This window comes from Devosia litorisediminis, from assembly GCF_018334155.1.
GTDB lineage: Bacteria > Pseudomonadota > Alphaproteobacteria > Rhizobiales > Devosiaceae > Devosia > Devosia litorisediminis.
The window spans coordinates 1109452-1125165 of sequence record NZ_JAGXTP010000001.1; the positions used below are offsets into that span (position 1 = coordinate 1109452).

At 58.3% G+C, this 15714-nt stretch carries 30 protein-coding genes; 28 read left to right on the top strand and 2 right to left on the bottom strand.

All coding sequences use genetic code 11. From position 1 onward, the window contains the following. The first annotated feature begins 32 nt into the window (after positions 1-32). The 28 genes from rpsJ (at position 33) to KD146_RS05440 (ending at position 15214) form a co-directional block, all read left to right on the top strand. The gene (gene rpsJ / locus KD146_RS05305; protein WP_035102617.1) at positions 33-341 is read left to right on the top strand and encodes a 30S ribosomal protein S10; all 309 of its coding nucleotides are present in this window, start codon (positions 33-35) and stop codon (positions 339-341) included. 84 nt (positions 342-425) lie between these two features. After that, positions 426-1127, top strand: coding sequence for a 50S ribosomal protein L3 (rplC, locus tag KD146_RS05310; protein ID WP_212657683.1), 702 nt, complete (start codon positions 426-428; stop codon positions 1125-1127). Beyond that, positions 1128-1748, top strand: coding sequence for a 50S ribosomal protein L4 (gene rplD / locus KD146_RS05315; protein WP_212657684.1), 621 nt, complete (start codon positions 1128-1130; stop codon positions 1746-1748). Beyond that, the gene (locus tag KD146_RS05320) at positions 1745-2038 is read left to right on the top strand and encodes a 50S ribosomal protein L23 (RefSeq protein WP_212657685.1); all 294 of its coding nucleotides are present in this window, start codon (positions 1745-1747) and stop codon (positions 2036-2038) included. The genes rplD and KD146_RS05320 overlap by 4 nt, the downstream gene beginning before the upstream one ends. 16 nt (positions 2039-2054) lie before the next feature. Continuing rightward, on the top strand, positions 2055-2894 hold the full coding sequence (gene rplB / locus KD146_RS05325) for a 50S ribosomal protein L2 (RefSeq protein ID WP_212657686.1): 840 nt from the start codon (positions 2055-2057) through the stop codon (positions 2892-2894). A 3-nt stretch (positions 2895-2897) separates the two neighbouring features. After that, positions 2898-3176 (top strand): 30S ribosomal protein S19, encoded by a 279-nt coding sequence (gene rpsS, locus KD146_RS05330; RefSeq protein ID WP_212657687.1) that lies wholly within the window; start codon positions 2898-2900, stop codon positions 3174-3176. Between the two features lies 1 nt (position 3177). After that, complete coding sequence (gene rplV, locus KD146_RS05335; RefSeq protein WP_212657688.1) at positions 3178-3558, top strand: 50S ribosomal protein L22; 381 nt, start codon at positions 3178-3180, stop codon at positions 3556-3558. After that, on the top strand, positions 3558-4295 hold the full coding sequence (rpsC, locus tag KD146_RS05340) for a 30S ribosomal protein S3 (RefSeq protein ID WP_212657689.1): 738 nt from the start codon (positions 3558-3560) through the stop codon (positions 4293-4295). The genes rplV and rpsC overlap by 1 nt, the downstream gene beginning before the upstream one ends. A gap of 15 nt (positions 4296-4310) precedes the next feature. Next, positions 4311-4724 (top strand): 50S ribosomal protein L16, encoded by a 414-nt coding sequence (rplP, locus tag KD146_RS05345; protein WP_212657690.1) that lies wholly within the window; start codon positions 4311-4313, stop codon positions 4722-4724. A gap of 11 nt (positions 4725-4735) precedes the next feature. After that, positions 4736-4930: a 50S ribosomal protein L29 gene (gene rpmC, locus KD146_RS05350; protein WP_137152189.1), complete on the top strand. Its 195-nt coding sequence runs from the start codon at positions 4736-4738 to the stop codon at positions 4928-4930. A gap of 12 nt (positions 4931-4942) precedes the next feature. Further along, positions 4943-5191 carry a 30S ribosomal protein S17 gene (gene rpsQ, locus KD146_RS05355; protein WP_212657691.1) on the top strand — a complete coding sequence of 83 codons (249 nt, stop codon included), beginning with the start codon at positions 4943-4945 and terminating at the stop codon, positions 5189-5191. A 63-nt stretch (positions 5192-5254) separates the two neighbouring features. Continuing rightward, a complete protein-coding gene (rplN, locus tag KD146_RS05360; RefSeq protein ID WP_035102635.1) occupies positions 5255-5623 on the top strand; it encodes a 50S ribosomal protein L14 in 369 nt (122 codons plus the stop codon). After that, entirely contained in the window at positions 5623-5934 is a 312-nt protein-coding gene (gene rplX, locus KD146_RS05365; RefSeq protein ID WP_212657692.1) for a 50S ribosomal protein L24, read from the top strand. The genes rplN and rplX overlap by 1 nt, the downstream gene beginning before the upstream one ends. Beyond that, positions 5927-6484, top strand: coding sequence for a 50S ribosomal protein L5 (gene rplE / locus KD146_RS05370; protein WP_212657693.1), 558 nt, complete (start codon positions 5927-5929; stop codon positions 6482-6484). Before rplX ends, rplE begins: the two co-directional genes overlap by 8 nt. Positions 6485-6514: 30 nt before the next feature. Beyond that, a complete protein-coding gene (gene rpsN / locus KD146_RS05375) occupies positions 6515-6820 on the top strand; it encodes a 30S ribosomal protein S14 (protein WP_212657694.1) in 306 nt (101 codons plus the stop codon). A gap of 12 nt (positions 6821-6832) precedes the next feature. Then, a complete protein-coding gene (rpsH, locus tag KD146_RS05380) occupies positions 6833-7231 on the top strand; it encodes a 30S ribosomal protein S8 (protein ID WP_212657695.1) in 399 nt (132 codons plus the stop codon). A 37-nt stretch (positions 7232-7268) separates the two neighbouring features. Beyond that, positions 7269-7802, top strand: a complete 534-nt coding sequence (gene rplF, locus KD146_RS05385; RefSeq protein ID WP_212657696.1) for a 50S ribosomal protein L6 — start codon at positions 7269-7271, stop codon at positions 7800-7802. A gap of 12 nt (positions 7803-7814) precedes the next feature. Beyond that, positions 7815-8177, top strand: a complete 363-nt coding sequence (gene rplR / locus KD146_RS05390; RefSeq protein ID WP_212657697.1) for a 50S ribosomal protein L18 — start codon at positions 7815-7817, stop codon at positions 8175-8177. Between the two features lie 22 nt (positions 8178-8199). Beyond that, the gene (rpsE, locus tag KD146_RS05395; RefSeq protein WP_212657698.1) at positions 8200-8730 is read left to right on the top strand and encodes a 30S ribosomal protein S5; all 531 of its coding nucleotides are present in this window, start codon (positions 8200-8202) and stop codon (positions 8728-8730) included. Between the two features lie 22 nt (positions 8731-8752). Further along, on the top strand, positions 8753-8941 hold the full coding sequence (gene rpmD, locus KD146_RS05400) for a 50S ribosomal protein L30 (protein WP_212657699.1): 189 nt from the start codon (positions 8753-8755) through the stop codon (positions 8939-8941). 17 nt (positions 8942-8958) lie between these two features. Continuing rightward, complete coding sequence (gene rplO / locus KD146_RS05405; protein WP_212657700.1) at positions 8959-9459, top strand: 50S ribosomal protein L15; 501 nt, start codon at positions 8959-8961, stop codon at positions 9457-9459. Between the two features lie 130 nt (positions 9460-9589). Next, complete coding sequence (gene secY, locus KD146_RS05410) at positions 9590-10927, top strand: preprotein translocase subunit SecY (RefSeq protein WP_212657701.1); 1338 nt, start codon at positions 9590-9592, stop codon at positions 10925-10927. Continuing rightward, positions 10924-11493 carry an adenylate kinase gene (locus tag KD146_RS05415; RefSeq protein WP_212657702.1) on the top strand — a complete coding sequence of 190 codons (570 nt, stop codon included), beginning with the start codon at positions 10924-10926 and terminating at the stop codon, positions 11491-11493. The genes secY and KD146_RS05415 overlap by 4 nt, the downstream gene beginning before the upstream one ends. Positions 11494-11668: 175 nt before the next feature. Then, a complete protein-coding gene (gene rpsM, locus KD146_RS05420) occupies positions 11669-12037 on the top strand; it encodes a 30S ribosomal protein S13 (RefSeq protein ID WP_212657703.1) in 369 nt (122 codons plus the stop codon). A gap of 83 nt (positions 12038-12120) precedes the next feature. Next, the gene (rpsK, locus tag KD146_RS05425) at positions 12121-12513 is read left to right on the top strand and encodes a 30S ribosomal protein S11 (protein WP_212657704.1); all 393 of its coding nucleotides are present in this window, start codon (positions 12121-12123) and stop codon (positions 12511-12513) included. 100 nt (positions 12514-12613) lie between these two features. Then, positions 12614-13639: a DNA-directed RNA polymerase subunit alpha gene (locus tag KD146_RS05430; RefSeq protein ID WP_345790813.1), complete on the top strand. Its 1026-nt coding sequence runs from the start codon at positions 12614-12616 to the stop codon at positions 13637-13639. Between the two features lie 32 nt (positions 13640-13671). Next, positions 13672-14097 (top strand): 50S ribosomal protein L17, encoded by a 426-nt coding sequence (gene rplQ, locus KD146_RS05435; protein ID WP_212657706.1) that lies wholly within the window; start codon positions 13672-13674, stop codon positions 14095-14097. Between the two features lie 76 nt (positions 14098-14173). Beyond that, entirely contained in the window at positions 14174-15214 is a 1041-nt protein-coding gene (locus KD146_RS05440; RefSeq protein ID WP_212657707.1) for an NAD-dependent epimerase/dehydratase family protein, read from the top strand. On the opposite strand, the gene KD146_RS18170 is transcribed toward KD146_RS05440, so the two are convergent. Next, a complete protein-coding gene (locus KD146_RS18170; protein ID WP_249327587.1) occupies positions 15211-15354 on the bottom strand; it encodes a hypothetical protein in 144 nt (47 codons plus the stop codon). The two genes, KD146_RS05440 and KD146_RS18170, sit on opposite strands and share 4 nt — an antisense overlap. A 72-nt stretch (positions 15355-15426) precedes the next feature. Then, entirely contained in the window at positions 15427-15618 is a 192-nt protein-coding gene (locus KD146_RS18175) for a P-loop NTPase family protein (RefSeq protein WP_249327588.1), read from the bottom strand. Positions 15619-15714: the final 96 nt, after the last annotated feature.

Sequence of the window (15714 nt, forward strand, 5' to 3'; positions counted from 1 at the left end):
GCCGCGATCCATTTTCGTCAGGATTTACAAAGATGAACGGTCAGAATATTCGCATTCGCCTCAAGGCGTTTGACCATCGCGTTCTCGACGCGTCTACGCGCGAGATCGTCTCGACGGCCAAGCGTACAGGCGCGCAGGTTCGCGGTCCAATTCCGCTGCCGACGCGAATCGACAAGTTTACCGTGAACCGCTCGCCCCATATCGATAAGAAGGCACGTGAGCAGTTCGAGATTCGGACTCACAAGCGTCTCCTGGACATTGTGGATCCGACGCCTCAGACGGTTGATGCACTGATGAAGCTTGACCTCGCCGCCGGCGTTGACGTCGAAATCAAGCTCTAAAGTCGAGAAGTTTCCGCGCGTACCAGATAGAGGGTCCTCTGAAACCATGACCCGGTACAGCGCCAAGAGAGAAGGTAATAACCGATGCGTTCTGGATTGATCGCACAGAAGCTGGGCATGACCCGCATTTTCGCTGAGGACGGCTCGCACGTTCCAGTGACAGTGTTGGGCCTGCAGAACTGCCAGGTGGTGGGCCAGCGGACGGCTGATAAGGACGGTTACGTCGCAGTACAGCTTGGCGCAGGCCAGGCTAAAGCGAAAAACACGAGCAAGGCCGAGCGCGGTCAGTTCGCTGTTGCCAAAGTCGAGCCCAAGCGTCACGTCGCGGAATTCCGCGTTGATGAAGCAAACCTCATCGAGGTCGGCGCGACGTTGCAGGCAGATCACTTCATCGAAGGCCAGCTGGTGGATGTCACCGGTACGTCGATCGGTAAGGGCTTTGCCGGCGGCATGAAGCGTTGGAACTTTGGCGGCCTGCGTGCTTCGCATGGTGTGTCGGTTTCGCATCGCTCGATCGGTTCTACCGGTGGTCGTCAGGACCCGGGTAAGACCTTCAAGAACAAGAAAATGCCGGGCCACATGGGCGATCGTCGCATCACCACGCAGAACGTCAAGGTCGTCAAGACCGACGTCGAGCGCGGTTTGATCATGATCCAGGGTTCGGTTCCCGGCTCCAAGGGTGCCTGGATCCAGATCAAGGACGCGGTGAAGAAGCCTGCCCCACAGGGCGCTGCTTTCCCGGGCTCTTTTAAGGCCGCCGCTGAAGTCGCGGGGGAAGGTAACTAAATGGAACTCAAGGTCACAACCCTCGACGGTAAGGCCGCTGGCAATGTCCAGCTCGCTGAAGACGTCTTCGGTCTGGAAATCCGCCAGGATATCCTGCACCGCATGGTTCGCTACCAGCAGCTCAAGGCAATGGCCGGCACGCACGATGTCAAGCATCGTTCGGAAGGCTCGCTGACCGGCAAGAAGTTCGGCAAGCAGAAGGGTGGCGGCGGTGCTCGTCACGGCGATCGCAAGGCTCCACAGTTCCGTGGTGGTGGTCGCGCTTTTGGTCCGACGCCGCGTAGCCACGCTATCGATCTTCCCAAGAAGGTCCGTGCGCTTGCTCTCAAGCATGCTCTGTCGTCCAAGGCCAAGTCCGGCTCGCTGATCGTTGTCGACAGCGTCGCCCAGAAGGAAGCAAAGACCGCTGGTCTGCTCGCTACCTTCGGCAAGCTGGAATGGACAAACGCGCTGATCATCGACGGTGCAGCTGTCGACCAGAACTTTGTTCTGGCCGCTCGCAACATCCCGCATATCGACGTGCTGCCAGTGCAGGGGATCAACGTTGTTTCGATCCTCAAGCGTGACAAGCTCGTCCTGACCAAGGCAGCGCTGGAAGCGCTGGAAGCGAGGTTCGCATGAACAAGCTGAGCGCTTACGACATCGTTCGGAACCCCGTCGTGACTGAAAAGTCGACGATGGCTTCGGAGCACAATCAGGTCGTTTTCGACGTGGCGATCGATGCCAACAAGACCGATATCAAAGCTGCCGTTGAGCAGTTGTTCTCGGTCAAGGTCAAGGCAGTGAACACCCTGGTCCGCAAGGGCAAGGTGAAGCGCTTCCGTGGCAAGGTTGGCACGCGCAACGACGTCAAGAAGGCGGTCGTGACCCTCGTCGACGGCCAGTCGATCGACATTTCGACCGGCCTCTAAGGGAAGAGACAGAAAAATGGCTCTTAAGAATTACAATCCTACGTCCCCCGGCCGCCGTCAGCTCGTGACGACCGACCGTTCGGATCTCTGGAAGGGCAAGCCGGTCAAGACTTTGACCGAAGGCCTGTCCAAGTCCGGTGGCCGTAATAATCGTGGTCGCATCACTGCCTTCCATCGTGGTGGCGGTCATAAGCGCACCTATCGCATGATCGACTTCAAGCGCGTCAAGTTTGACGTGGTTGGTACGATCGAGCGTCTGGAATACGATCCCAACCGTACGGCTTGGATCGCTCTGGTGAAGTACGAAGACGGCGACATCGCCTATATCGTTGCGCCACAGCGTCTGTCGGCCGGCGACAAGGTCATCTCGTCGACAGGTACTGTTGACGTGAAGCCAGGCAATACCATGCCTCTCGAGAACATGCCGGTCGGTACGATCGTGCACAATATCGAGCTCAAGCCCCGCAAGGGTGGCCAGGTTGCCCGTTCTGCTGGTGCGTATGCCCAGTATGTCGGTCGTGACCAGGGTTGGGCGATCCTTCGTCTGAAGTCGGGCGAACAGCGCCGCGTGCATGGCACTTGCCTTGCAACCGTTGGTGCCGTTTCGAACCAGGATCATTCCAACACCTCGCTCGGCAAGGCCGGTCGTTCGCGCTGGTTGGGCCGCAAGCCTGTCAACCGCGGCGTGACCATGAACCCGATCGATCACCCTCATGGTGGTGGTGAAGGCCGTACTTCGGGTGGTCGTCATCCGGTTACGCCATGGGGCAAGCCGACTAAGGGTAAGCGTACCCGCAGCAATAAGGCAACGGACAAGTTCATCGTTCGCAGCCGTCACGTTAAGAAGGGCAGGTAAGCCATGACCCGTTCAATCTGGAAGGGGCCGTTTGTCGACGGCTACATGCTCAAGAAGGCCGAAAAGGCCCTCGCGTCTGGTCGCAACGATGTGATCAAGATCTGGAGCCGCCGTTCGACCATCCTGCCACAGTTCGTTGGCATCACGTTCGGCGTTCACAATGGCCAGAAGCACGTTCCGGTCAGCGTCACTGAAGACATGATCGGCCACAAGTTCGGCGAGTTTGCACCGACCCGTACCTATTACGGTCATGCCGCCGACAAGAAGGCCAAGAGGAAGTAAGATGGGCAAGCCAAAAACTGAGCGCGCTCTCAAGGACAACGAGGCTAAGGCTGTTTTGCGCATGCTGCGCATCAGCCCTCAGAAGCTGAACCTCGTCGCGCAGTTGATCCGTGGCAAGAAAGTCGAGAAGGCCTTGGCCGATCTCGAATTCAGCCACAAGCGCATCTCCGTGCAGGTCAAGAAGGTGCTTGAAAGCGCCATTGCGAATGCTGAGAACAATCATGGCCTCGACACCGACGCTCTCGTCGTTGCTGAAGCATTTGTTGGTAATTCGCTGGTAATGAAGCGCTTCACCGCTCGCGGTCGCGGCCGGTCATCGCAGATCCAGAAGCCATTCGCGCATCTGACGATCGTCGTCCGGCAAGTTGAGGAGGCCGCATAATGGGTCAGAAGATCAATCCAATCGGTTTCCGTCTGGGCATCAATCGCACCTGGGATAGCCGCTGGTACGCCAACAAGGGCGAATACGGTTCGCTGCTGCAGGAAGACTTGAAGATCCGCACAATGCTGCTGGAAGACCTCAAGGCTGCTGCGGTTTCCAAGATCGTCATCGAACGTCCGCACCGCAAGTGCCGCGTGTCGATCCACACCGCCCGTCCGGGCATCGTGATCGGCAAGAAGGGCGCAGACATCGACAAGATCCGCGCCAAGGTGAAGAAGTTCACCGATAGCGAAGTGCACATCAACATCGTTGAAGTGCGCAAGCCGGAAACTGACGCGACGCTGGTTGCCCAGGGCATTGCCCAGCAGCTGGAACGCCGTGTGGCATTCCGTCGCGCTATGAAGCGTGCTGTGCAGACCACTATCCGCATGGGTGCCGGTGGCATCCGCGTGAATGTTGGTGGTCGTCTGGGTGGCGCCGACATCGCTCGTACCGAATGGTACCGCGAAGGTCGCGTTCCGCTGCACACGCTGCGCGCTGACATCGACTACGGCACCGCCGAGGCAAAAACGACCTACGGCATCATCGGTATCAAGGTCTGGATCTTCAAGGGCGAAGTCCTTGAGCATGATCCCACTGCACATGAGCGTCGCGCCACCGAAGGTGGTGAAGGTGGTCAGCGTAGTGAACGCGGTCCGCGCTCTGAGCGTGGCGACCGTGACCGCGAACGCGCATAAGAAGGTTAGTTCATTATGCTGCAACCTAAGAAGACCAAATTCCGCAAGGCTCACAAGGGTCGTATCCATGGCGTTGCCAAGGGCGGTACCGATCTGGCATTTGGCCAGTATGCCTTGAAGGCCACCGAGCCAGAGCGTGTTACTGCTCGCCAGATCGAAGCGGCTCGCCGCGCGATCACACGCGAAATGAAGCGCCAGGGCCGTGTGTGGATCCGGATTTTCCCGGATGTGCCGGTGACCAAGAAGCCGACCGAAGTTCGCATGGGTAAAGGTAAGGGTTCGGTTGAACTCTGGGCCGCTCGCGTGAAGCCAGGCCGTATCGTATTCGAGATCGACGGCGTCCCTGAGGACGTTGCCAAGGAAGCTCTGCGTCTCGGCGCGATGAAGCTCCCGATCATGACGCGGGTTGTTACCCGCATTGCTGACTAAGGACGATGAGCATGAAAGCCAGTGATGTGCGGAGCAAGACCGCAGACGAACTGAAGGACCAGCTCGTCGACTTGAAAAAAGAACAGTTCAACCTGCGTTTCCAGCGTGCTACCCAGCAGCTCGAAAAGCCGACCGAGGTCAAAAAGGTTCGCCGCGATATCGCGCGGATCAAGACGATCCTGGCCGAAAAGAACGCAGCGAAGTAAGGAGCCGCGACCATGCCAAAGCGCGTATTGCAGGGGACTGTTGTCTCCGACGCCAATGATAAGACGGTCGTGGTGCGCGTCGAGCGCCGTTTCACGCACCCGGTTATGAAGAAGACCGTGCGCCGGTCGAAGAAGTATCAGGCTCATGATGAGGCCAATCTGGCCAAAATCGGCCAGATCGTTCAGATCGAGGAATGTGCACCGATTTCCAAGAACAAGCGCTGGACGCTTGTCACGGACACTGCGGCTCCCTCCGCGTAAGTTTAGATTTCAAGGTCGGCGAGCCGGGGACGGCGGGTCGATTTAACAAGAAGGCATCCAGTCATGATTCAGATGCAATCAAATCTCGACGTCGCGGATAATTCCGGCGCCCGTCGTGTCATGTGCATCAAGGTGCTGGGCGGCTCGCATCGCAAATACGCCTCGGTCGGCGACATTATTGTCGTTTCGGTCAAGGACGCTATTCCGCGCGGCCGCGTAAAGAAGGGTCAGGTCATGAAGGCCGTGGTGGTTCGCACCGCGTTCGACATTCGCCGCCCTGATGGCACGGTGATCCGTTTCGACAAGAACGCCGCGGTTCTGATTAACAATCAGAAAGAGCCGATCGGCACCCGTATCTTCGGACCAGTTCCGCGCGAGCTTCGCGCCAAGAACCACATGAAGATCATTTCGCTCGCACCCGAGGTGCTGTAATGGCTGCCAAGATCAAGAAGGGCGATAAGGTCGTCGTCCTGACTGGCAAGGACAAAGGCAAAACTGGCCAGGTCCTGTCGGTTATCCCGACCGAAACGAAGGCACTGGTTCAGGGTATCAACCTTGTTCGTCGCCACACCAAGCAGACCGCGTCGACCGATGCAGGCATCTTCACTAAAGAAGCGCCAATTCATCTGTCGAACCTCGCGATCGCCGACAAGGATGGCAAGCCCAGCCGCGTTGGTTTCCAGATCAAAGACGGCGTGAAGACGCGCGTCGCAAAGTCGACCGGAGATTCGATCGATGGCTGAGACCGCTTACATTCCGCGTCTCCGGACCGAATATGACAGCACCATCAAGCCGGCCCTGCGCGAGCAGTTCGGCTACAAAAATGTGATGGAACTGCCGCGTCTGGACAAGATCGTCATCAATATCGGCGTCGGCGAAGCCGTCAACGATACCAAGAAGGTCAAGTCGGCTGCAGCCGAGCTCGAGAAGATTGCTGGCCAGAAGCCAGTCATCACTTATGCTCGCAAGTCGATCGCCGGCTTCAAGGTTCGTGAAGACATGCCCCTGGGTGTGAAGGTCACGCTGCGCAAGGTTCGTATGTACGAATTCCTTGACCGTCTGGTGAACATCGCACTGCCACGCGTTCGCGACTTCCGTGGGTTGAACCCCAATTCCTTTGACGGCAATGGCAACTATGCCATGGGCATCAAGGAACACATCATTTTCCCCGAAATCAACTATGATCAGATCGATCAGGTTTGGGGTATGGACATCGTGGTTGCCACGACGGCCAAAACCGATGATGAGGCGCGTGCGCTGCTCAAGGCATTCAACTTCCCCTTCCGCAAGTAAGCGGATAGGGAAGGGAAAAAGGATCAGGACATGGCAAAGACCAGCTCCACCGTTAAAAATGAAAAGCGTCGCGCGCTCGTTAAGCAGTATGCTGCAAAGCGTGCAGCCCTCAAGGCCGCGACCAAGGACCAGGCGCTTCCGTCAAACGAGCGTTTTGCAGCCCAGCTCAAGCTTGCTGAACTGCCACGCAATTCTGCGAAGGTCCGTATCCGCAATCGCTGTGAAGTCTCGGGTCGTCCTCGTGGCTTCTACCGCAAGCTGAAGCTGAGCCGTATCGCTCTGCGTCAGCTGGGCAACCTGGGTATGATCCCGGGCCTCGTGAAGTCGAGCTGGTAAGGAGAACCGAAGATGAGCTTTTCCGATCCAATCGGCGACATGCTGACCCGTATCCGCAACGCCCAGATGCGTCGCAAGAACACCGTTTCGACGCCAGCTTCGACCCTTCGTGGTCGCGTGCTGGACGTTCTCCAGTCCGAGGGTTTTATCCGCGGCTATTCGGAGACCAAGTTCGAGAACGGCGCTGCTGAGTATGAGATTGAACTCAAGTACTCGGACAATGAGTCGGTTATCCGCACGATCGAGCGCGTTTCGCGTCCAGGTCGCCGGGTATACGCCTCGGTCAAGAATATTCCGCAGGTCGCCAACGGCCTCGGTGTCTCGATCCTGTCCACTCCCAAGGGTGTGATGGCTGATCACGAAGCGAAGGCTGCCAATGTCGGTGGCGAGGTACTCTGCCGCGTCTTCTAAGGCGCGGTAAGACGATTACTCAAAGGTAGAAGTTAGAATGTCACGTACTGGCAAACAACCGGTTGCACCGGTCAGCGGCGTTACGGTTACGATCGATGGTCGTACCGTCACCGCAAAGGGCCCTAAGGGCGAGTTGAGCATCGTGCTCATGGATGTCGTTAATGTCGAGAATGGCGCCGATGGCGTCGTCGTTTCTCCGGCCAATGACACGCGCTTCGCGCGCGCCGCCTGGGGTACTACCCGTGCACTGATCCAGAACATGGTCACCGGTGTTTCTGCCGGCTTTGAAAAGAAGCTGGCAATCCAGGGCGTGGGTTATCGCGCCGCACTTCAGGGCAAAGATATCAAGCTGTCGCTTGGTTTCAGTCACGAAGTGATCTACGAAGCCCCCAAGGGAATCACGCTGACTGTCCCAGTGCCGACTGAAATCGTCGTCACCGGTATCGACAAGCAGCAGGTTGGTCAGGTTGCGGCTGAGATCCGTGCATGGCGCAAGCCAGAGCCCTACAAGGGCAAGGGCGTTCGCTATGCTGGCGAGTACGTCTTCCGCAAAGAAGGCAAGAAGAAGTAAGGAGCGCCTGCAATGGCTATCAGTGCAAAAGGTGCGGAACGCCGCAAGGCTCGTGTCCGCAAGGCGCTCAAGGCTCGTGCCTTCGGTCGTCCCCGTCTCAGCGTTTTCCGCTCGGACAAGAATATCTACGCTCAGATCATCGACGATGCGACCGGCCGTACGCTGGCTTCCGCTTCGACGCTCGACAAGGACGTCAAGTCCGGCCTCAAGAACGGTTCCACCGCGGCCGCTGCTGCAACGATCGGCAAGCTGATCGCCGAGCGCGGTTCCAAGGCTGGCGTTGGCGAAGTGATCTTTGATCGTGGTGCGTACATCTATCATGGCCGTGTGAAGGCCCTTGCAGACGCTGCCCGTGAGGGCGGCCTGCAGTTCTAGAACACGGCGAGGAAAGAAAATTATGAGAGACGTTCAAGAGCGCGACAGCGAATTCGTCGATCGCCTGGTCCACATCAACCGCGTGGCTAAAGTGGTCAAGGGCGGCCGTCGTTTCGGCTTTGCAGCACTCGTCGTTGTCGGCGACCAGAAGGGCCGCGTTGGCTTTGGTCACGGCAAGGCACGCGAAGTTCCAGAAGCAATCCGCAAGGCAACTGAAGCTGCCAAGCGCACCATGATCCGCGTTCCGCTGCGCGATGCACGTACGCTGCACCACGATGTGCAGGGTCGTCACGGCGCCGGTAAGGTCATTCTGCGTGCAGCCGTTCCCGGTACCGGTATCATTGCCGGTGGTCCGATGCGTGCTGTGTTCGAAACGCTTGGTATCAACGATATCGTTGCCAAGTCGCAGGGCACTGCCAATCCGTACAACATGGTGCGGGCTACCTTTGATGCGCTCAAGCGCGTTGATAGTCCACGCTCGGTTGCTTCCCGCCGTGGCCTCAAGGTTTCGGAACTTCAGGCTCGCCGCGGCGAGTCTGCGGTCGAAGCTTGATCGCTGAGATCAGGAGATAATCATGGCTGAGAAGAAAACCATTGTCGTCAAGCAGGTCGGCTCGCCGATCCGTCGTGACAAAGTGCAGCGTGCGACCCTTATCGGTCTCGGGCTCAACAAGATGAACAAGCAGCGCGAGCTGATCGATACGCCTGAAGTGCGTGGCATGATCAACAAGTTGCCGCACCTCGTCCGCGTCGTCGGCGAGTAAGAGAGAAGGTCTTTCTGATGACCCGTTTGAACGAACTTCGCGACAATCCAGGCGCAAACAAGATCCGTATGCGCATTGGTCGTGGTATCGGCTCTGGCAAGGGCAAGACCGGCGGTCGTGGTGGCAAGGGCCAGACGGCACGCTCCGGCGTGGCGATCAACGGCTTTGAAGGCGGCCAGATGCCCCTTCACATGCGTATGCCAAAGCGCGGCTTCAACGCTTTCAATCCCAAGGATTGGAATGAAGTCCGCATTGACCGCATCCAGGCCTACATCGACTCCGGCAAGCTTGACGCCAAGGCTGTCATCGACGCCGAGGCTCTGATTGCTGCTCGCGTTATCCGCCGCGCCAAGGACGGTGTCCGTCTGATCGGTTCGGCCGGCTTCACGTCCAAGAAGGTGACCTTCAAGGTCAACTACGCGACCAAGGGTGCACTGGCTGCTGTTGAAGCTGCTGGCGGCAAGGTCGACGTTATCGAGGCCAAGGCGCCTTGGAAGAAAGCCCCACGCGCCGAGTAATCCACTTGGCTGGGCGTACCCGACTTGATGGTTGGGTGCGCTCTTTTGGTTTGTTGCGTTAGGGATGTGGTTCGTCTGCATCCCGAAACGTTCCGAGCGCACCTGGCCTTGAAGCCATAGGGAGCGATACATGGCGTCCGCAGCCGAACAGCTGGCACGTAATCTCAATTTTTCGACCTTCTCGAAGGCGAAAGCCCTGCAGCAGCGCATCTGGTTCACACTGGGAGCGCTGCTTGTCTATCGACTGGGCACTTTCATTCCGGTTCCGGGTATTGATCCTGATGCATTCGCTGCGACCTTTGCGCAGTCGGAGCAGGGGATCCTGGGCATGTTCAACATGTTTGCCGGCGGTGCCGTGCAGCGCATGGCGATCTTTGCCCTCAACCTGATTCCCTACATTACCGCGTCGATCGTGGTGCAGGTCGTGGCGACTGCCTCGCCGCGCCTTGAAGCTCTCAAGAAAGAGGGCGAGTCCGGTCGTCGCAAGATGAACCAGTACACCCGCTATCTGGCGGTCGTGTTCTGTGCGGTGCAGGCCTATGGCGTTGCGGCTGGTCTAGAGGCCAGCCAGGGCGTTGTGCTCAATCCAGGCTGGTTCTTCCGCATCTCGACCGTGATCACCCTGGTGGGTGGCACGATGTTCCTGATGTGGCTGGGCGAGCAGATCACCTCACGTGGTGTCGGCAACGGTATCTCGCTGATCATTTTCGCCGGTATCGTGGCCAATCTGCCATCGACTGTCGTGCAGACGCTTGAGCTGAGCCGTACCGGGGCCATCGCACCAATCGCCGCCTTTGGCGTGCTGGTGCTGGCGCTGGTGGTGATTGCCGCCATCGTGTTCTTCGAGCGTGCCCAGCGCCGGTTGCTGATCCAGTATCCAAAGCGCCAGGTTGGCAACAAGATGTTCCAGGGCGATACCTCGCATCTGCCGCTCAAGCTGAACACGTCGGGTGTTATCCCGGTGATCTTTGGCTCGTCGCTGCTGCTGTTGCCTGCTACCATTGCGTCGTTCGCGGCGCAGGGGGATGCGCCACAGTGGCTGCAGGTGGTCACGGCACTGCTGGGCCGCGGTCAACCGCTCTATCTGGCCCTGTTCGCGTTCTTCATCATTTTCTTTGCCTTCTTCTACACGGCGATTGTGTTCAATCCGACAGAGACGGCCGACAACCTCAAGCGCTCCGGCGGTTTCATTCCGGGTATTCGCCCGGGTGAGCGGACGGCCCAGCACATCGATTACGTGCTGACACGCATTACGGTTGTTGGTGCGCTTTACCTGACGGTGGTGGCATTGATCCCTGAGGTCGTGCACAACCAGCTTGCAGTCAGTCAGTTCATCGGTGGCACATCGCTGCTGATCATGGTGACGGTGACCCTTGATACGGTGAGCCAGATCCAGAGCCATCTGGTTGCCCAGCAATATGAGGGGCTGGTCAAGAAGTCCCGTCTTGGAGGAGGCAAGCGCCGATGAGGTTGATTCTGCTCGGACCACCGGGTGCAGGGAAGGGGACTCAGGCCAAGATCCTGGTTGAGGCCTATGGTATCCCGCAGCTGTCCACTGGTGATATTCTGCGTTCGGCGATTGCGGCCAAGACCCCATTGGGGCTCGAAGCCAAGGCGATTGTGGATCGCGGTGACCTGGTCAGCGACGCTGTCGTCAATGGCATTGTGTCAGAGCGTCTCGACGCTGAGGACTGCAAGCCAGGTTTCATTCTCGATGGCTTCCCGCGCACCATTGCGCAGGCTGAAGCACTCGACAAGATGCTGGTAGACAAGGGCGTCAAGCTAAACGCCGTTATCGAGATCAAGGCCGATGCCGACGAACTGGTGCGCCGCGTTATTCAGCGCGCCAAGGAATCGGGCGGAGCCCGTGCTGACGACAATGAGGAAGTGCTGCGCAAGCGCCTTGGGGTCTATCAGGAACAGACAGCGCCACTGGTTGCCTATTACGCCGATGAGGGTCTGCTCAAGACCGTTGACGGCATGGCACCGGTCGACGAGGTGACCGCGGCCATCAAGGCTGCGATTGCTCACTAAAGTTTGGGCTTGACTTGGCGGTTGACTCCGCTGAATCGAGCCCTTAAAGAACCGCTTCAGTCTCATGGATTATTGGGCTGGATTCGGTTCTCCAGAATGTTGGGGTCGGATTCCGGTCCCTTGTTGTTTAATGGCGCCAGCCGTGATGGTTCGCGCTGAATGAAGGAGAGCAGACGTGGCTCGTATCGCTGGCGTCAATATCCCGACGAACAAGCGCGTTGTCATCGCGCTGCAGTATATCCACGGGATTGGCGACAAGTTCGCCCTGGATATCTGCACTCAGGTTGGCATTCCCGTTGAGCGTCGTGTGAACGAACTCACTGACGCGGAAATCATCCAGATCCGTGAAGCTATCGACCGCGACTATGTCGTGGAAGGTGATCTTCGTCGTAATGTTGCGATGAACATCAAGCGTCTGATGGACCTGGGCAACTATCGTGGCCTGCGTCATCGTCGTGGTCTGCCCGTTCGCGGTCAGCGCACGCACACCAATGCTCGTACTCGCAAGGGTCCGGCAAAGGCGATCGCTGGTAAGAAGAAGTAAGAACCCGATTTTTGGGTTCTTCGATGTAGCTGCCGGGGCAAGCTAAGGCTAACGGCAGCGCTGATATCGAATTGAGGAATTTGATGGCTAAGTCTGAGACAACGCGCGTCAAGCGCAAGGAACGCAAGAACATCACTTCGGGCGTTGCCCATGTGAATGCTTCGTTCAACAACACCATGATCACCATCGCTGACATGCAGGGTAACACGATTTCGTGGTCCTCTTCGGGCGTGATGGGTTTCAAGGGCTCGCGTAAGTCGACCCCTTATGCAGCCCAGGTTGCTGCTGAAGATGCTGCCAAGAAGGCTCAGGAACACGGCATGAAGACCCTTGAGGTCGAAGTGCGTGGTCCAGGTTCGGGCCGTGAATCGGCGCTCCGTGCGCTGCAGGCTGCAGGCTTCAACGTCACTTCCATCCGTGACGTCACGTCGATCCCGCACAATGGCTGCCGCCCGCGCAAGCGGCGCCGCGTCTAATCTAGACCGTTTAGAGAGCTCCCGGCCGATTGAATGGGCCGGGAGTCTTATTGCGTTTGCGGCGGAGCGGCTCGGGCTGGAGCCGCGATTTTGAAAGGACATAACCGTGACGATCCAGAGGAACTGGCAAGAACTGATCAAGCCGACCAAGCTGGAGATTGTTTCGGGCAGCGACAACGCGCGCGTGGCCTCGGTAGTTGCCGAGCCACTTGAGCGCGGTTACGGGCTTACCCTTGGTAATGCTCTGCGTCGCGTGCTGCTGTCGTCGCTTCAGGGCGCGGCAGTGACGGCAATCCAGATTGACGGCATCCTGCATGAATTCTCCTCGCTTCCAGGCGTGCGGGAAGACATCACCGATCTCGTGCTCAACGTGAAAGAAATCGCGCTGAGCATGGGCGGCGAAGGCCCAAAGCGCTTGGCTCTGTCCAAGCAGGGTCCGGGTGCTGTAACGGCCGGCGACATCAAGGTCACCGGCGACATCGAAGTGCTGAACCCCGAGCTGGTGATCTGCCATCTCGATGACGGCGCCGAGATCAATATCGAGTTCACCGTCGACACCGGCAAGGGTTACGTTGCCGCTGACAAGAACCGTCCCGAAGACGCACCGATCGGCTATATCCCGGTCGACTCGCTGTTTTCGCCAGTTCGTCGTGTGAGCTACAAGGTTGATGCGACCCGTGCCGGCGAAAGCCTGGACAAGGACAAGCTGACGCTGCAGATCGAGACCAATGGTGCGGTCACGCCAGAAGACGCCGTGGCTTTTGCTGCGCGTATTCTGCAGGACCAGCTGTCGGTATTCGTGAACTTCGAAGAGCCCAGCAAGGAAAAGGCCCAGGATTCGGTTCCTGAACTGGCCTTCAACCCAGCGCTGCTCAAGAAGGTTGATGAGCTCGAGCTGTCGGTTCGTTCGGCTAACTGCCTGAAGAACGACAACATCGTTTATATCGGCGACCTGATCCAGAAGACGGAAGCCGAGATGCTGCGGACACCGAATTTCGGCCGCAAGTCGCTCAATGAAATCAAGGAAGTCCTGGCACAGATGGGGCTTCATCTCGGAATGGACGTTGTCAACTGGCCACCCGAGAATATCGATGACCTCGCCAAGCGCTATGAAGATCACTATTGATCGCGCGCTGCCAAGCACTTTAGGAGACCACCATGCGCCACGGTAATTCAGGTCGCAAACTCAACCGGACTGCCAGCCACCGCAAGGCCATGTTCGCCAATATGTCCGCCGCGCTGATCAAGCACGAGCAGATCGTCACCACGCTTCCAAAGGCCAAGGACCTGCGTCCTATCGTCGAGAAGCTGATCACCCTGGGCAAGCGCGGCGATTTGCACGCTCGCCGTCAGGCGATCGCTCAGATCCGTGACGAAGGTCAGGTTGCCAAGCTGTTCGCAGTGCTTGGCCCACGCTACAAGGAACGCCAGGGCGGCTATATCCGCATCATGAAGGCTGGTTTCCGTTATGGCGACAATGCACCACTGGCCGTGATCGAATTTGTTGATCGCGACGTCAATGCCAAGGGCCTCGATAGCGGTCCTGTGCATGTTCGTGACGACGATGAGAACGAAGCAGCGTAAGCTTCGCTCACATTAGACATTTGAAGGCGGCTGCGGTTCACTCCGTGGCCGCCTTTGTTTTTGGCGGGGAGGGCGCATGCGCAGAAATCTGGTGTTGGTGACGGGCGCCAGCGGCTTTGTTGGCAAATGGACGGTCATCGAACTCCTGCGTGCCGGTTATTCCGTTCGAGGGGCATTTCGCTCTGCGGAACGGGCGGAGAGCGTCAAGCAAGCCGTGATTGCGTACTTGGGCGACGAGGTGCTGTATCGTCTGAGCTTCGTCAAGCTCGACCTGATGCTGGACAATGGCTGGGCCAAGGCCATGCTCAAGGTCGATGCTATCGTGCATACGGCGGCAAAGGTGGTTACGCGCGAACCCAAGGATCCAGGCAAGGTCGTCGGGCCTGCTGTTGAGGGTACGGAGCGGGTGTTGCGATTTGCAACGCGGGCCGGCGTGCGACGCATCGTGATGACTTCTTCGGTTGTCACAATCGGTTATGGCCATGGGCCGCGACGCGGGCCGCATATCTTTAGCGAGACTGATAATACCGAGCTTGATGGAATAGGCTTTCCTTGGGCCTATTGCGTGGCCAAGACCAAAGCCGAGCGCGTCGCCTGGGCCTATGCGCGCAATGAAGGGCTGGAGTTGACGACAATTCATCCGGGTGCGGTTCTGGGGCCCGCACTGGACGGTTATGTCAGCCCCTCCTTGCGTCTGGTCTCAGGTTTGCTCAATGGGTCAACACCAGCCCTGCCGCATTGCGGTTTTTCCATCATTGATGTGCGCGACGTGGCGGCCCTGCATGTTGCGGCGCTCAACCATGATGCGGCCATTGGCGAGCGCTATCTGGCAGCCTCGGACTATGTGAGTTTCTCGCAGATCGCGCAGATGCTGGCGGCGTCGTATCCGGCGCAGAATGTTACCCGGAAAAAAGTGCCAGACTGGGTGATCAAGCTGCTGGCGCGCTTTGGTGGGCCGTCACGGTTGATTGCCAATGATATCGGCAATGAGAAGCACTACACACGCGACAAGGGTGAGGCTTTGCTGGGCCACCCATACCGCTCGGCCGACAGCGCCATTCTGGCTGCCGCCGAAAGCCTCTTTGCCTTGGGCCTGCTTGAGCGGCATTCAGGCTAGGGGCCGTCCAGCCCCCAGGCGTCATAGAGCCGATTAACCTGTCGCAGCGAACGGCAGGTCACCAACGGCAGCCCGCTCGGAGCGACCATGGCGTGGTAGCGGTCATAGCTGTTGCGGGTTTTCCAGATCCAGTGGATCATTGACCATTTCAGACTGTCCTGCGCCCCTTCAAGACTGCCGGGGCGATGCCTTTCGAAAAGGGTGCGGCGTATTTAGCGGGCAAAGCGCAGTGTGTAGTGTTCATCAACGAGGATGGCGCCAGTCGCGCGGGCCAGCCGTTCGGCGATCAGCCCGCTGTAATTGCCATCCATGATCCAGGTTTCCTGCGCGATGGCGTCACGCTGCAGGCTGTGAAACGCCGCCTTGGGTCGCGCCACCCAATCGGTATTGGGTTGGTGGTGCAACTGGTCCAGATAGACAGGGGGCAGGTGCTATTTCTCGCTGATGGCCTTGCACAGCGTGAACTTGCCTGCATTGGTAGGACCCATGATGACGATGCG

Coding starts and splice junctions, on each gene's coding strand:
- rpmD (WP_212657699.1), top strand. CDS start 8,753: ATGGCTGAGAAGAAAACCATTGTCGTCAAGCAGGTCGGCTCGCCGATC.
- secY (WP_212657701.1), top strand. CDS start 9,590: ATGGCGTCCGCAGCCGAACAGCTGGCACGTAATCTCAATTTTTCGACC.
- rpsC (WP_212657689.1), top strand. CDS start 3,558: ATGGGTCAGAAGATCAATCCAATCGGTTTCCGTCTGGGCATCAATCGC.
- rpsN (WP_212657694.1), top strand. CDS start 6,515: ATGGCAAAGACCAGCTCCACCGTTAAAAATGAAAAGCGTCGCGCGCTC.
- rplR (WP_212657697.1), top strand. CDS start 7,815: ATGGCTATCAGTGCAAAAGGTGCGGAACGCCGCAAGGCTCGTGTCCGC.
- rplN (WP_035102635.1), top strand. CDS start 5,255: ATGATTCAGATGCAATCAAATCTCGACGTCGCGGATAATTCCGGCGCC.
- rpsS (WP_212657687.1), top strand. CDS start 2,898: ATGACCCGTTCAATCTGGAAGGGGCCGTTTGTCGACGGCTACATGCTC.
- rpmC (WP_137152189.1), top strand. CDS start 4,736: ATGAAAGCCAGTGATGTGCGGAGCAAGACCGCAGACGAACTGAAGGAC.
- rpsQ (WP_212657691.1), top strand. CDS start 4,943: ATGCCAAAGCGCGTATTGCAGGGGACTGTTGTCTCCGACGCCAATGAT.
- rpsJ (WP_035102617.1), top strand. CDS start 33: ATGAACGGTCAGAATATTCGCATTCGCCTCAAGGCGTTTGACCATCGC.
- rpsE (WP_212657698.1), top strand. CDS start 8,200: ATGAGAGACGTTCAAGAGCGCGACAGCGAATTCGTCGATCGCCTGGTC.
- rpsK (WP_212657704.1), top strand. CDS start 12,121: ATGGCTAAGTCTGAGACAACGCGCGTCAAGCGCAAGGAACGCAAGAAC.
- rplB (WP_212657686.1), top strand. CDS start 2,055: ATGGCTCTTAAGAATTACAATCCTACGTCCCCCGGCCGCCGTCAGCTC.
- KD146_RS05440 (WP_212657707.1), top strand. CDS start 14,174: ATGCGCAGAAATCTGGTGTTGGTGACGGGCGCCAGCGGCTTTGTTGGC.
- rplV (WP_212657688.1), top strand. CDS start 3,178: ATGGGCAAGCCAAAAACTGAGCGCGCTCTCAAGGACAACGAGGCTAAG.
- rplQ (WP_212657706.1), top strand. CDS start 13,672: ATGCGCCACGGTAATTCAGGTCGCAAACTCAACCGGACTGCCAGCCAC.
- KD146_RS18170 (WP_249327587.1), bottom strand. CDS start 15,354: ATGATCCACTGGATCTGGAAAACCCGCAACAGCTATGACCGCTACCAC.
- rplD (WP_212657684.1), top strand. CDS start 1,128: ATGGAACTCAAGGTCACAACCCTCGACGGTAAGGCCGCTGGCAATGTC.
- rpsH (WP_212657695.1), top strand. CDS start 6,833: ATGAGCTTTTCCGATCCAATCGGCGACATGCTGACCCGTATCCGCAAC.
- rplO (WP_212657700.1), top strand. CDS start 8,959: ATGACCCGTTTGAACGAACTTCGCGACAATCCAGGCGCAAACAAGATC.
- KD146_RS05320 (WP_212657685.1), top strand. CDS start 1,745: ATGAACAAGCTGAGCGCTTACGACATCGTTCGGAACCCCGTCGTGACT.
- rplX (WP_212657692.1), top strand. CDS start 5,623: ATGGCTGCCAAGATCAAGAAGGGCGATAAGGTCGTCGTCCTGACTGGC.
- rplE (WP_212657693.1), top strand. CDS start 5,927: ATGGCTGAGACCGCTTACATTCCGCGTCTCCGGACCGAATATGACAGC.
- KD146_RS05415 (WP_212657702.1), top strand. CDS start 10,924: ATGAGGTTGATTCTGCTCGGACCACCGGGTGCAGGGAAGGGGACTCAG.
- rplC (WP_212657683.1), top strand. CDS start 426: ATGCGTTCTGGATTGATCGCACAGAAGCTGGGCATGACCCGCATTTTC.
- rplF (WP_212657696.1), top strand. CDS start 7,269: ATGTCACGTACTGGCAAACAACCGGTTGCACCGGTCAGCGGCGTTACG.
- rplP (WP_212657690.1), top strand. CDS start 4,311: ATGCTGCAACCTAAGAAGACCAAATTCCGCAAGGCTCACAAGGGTCGT.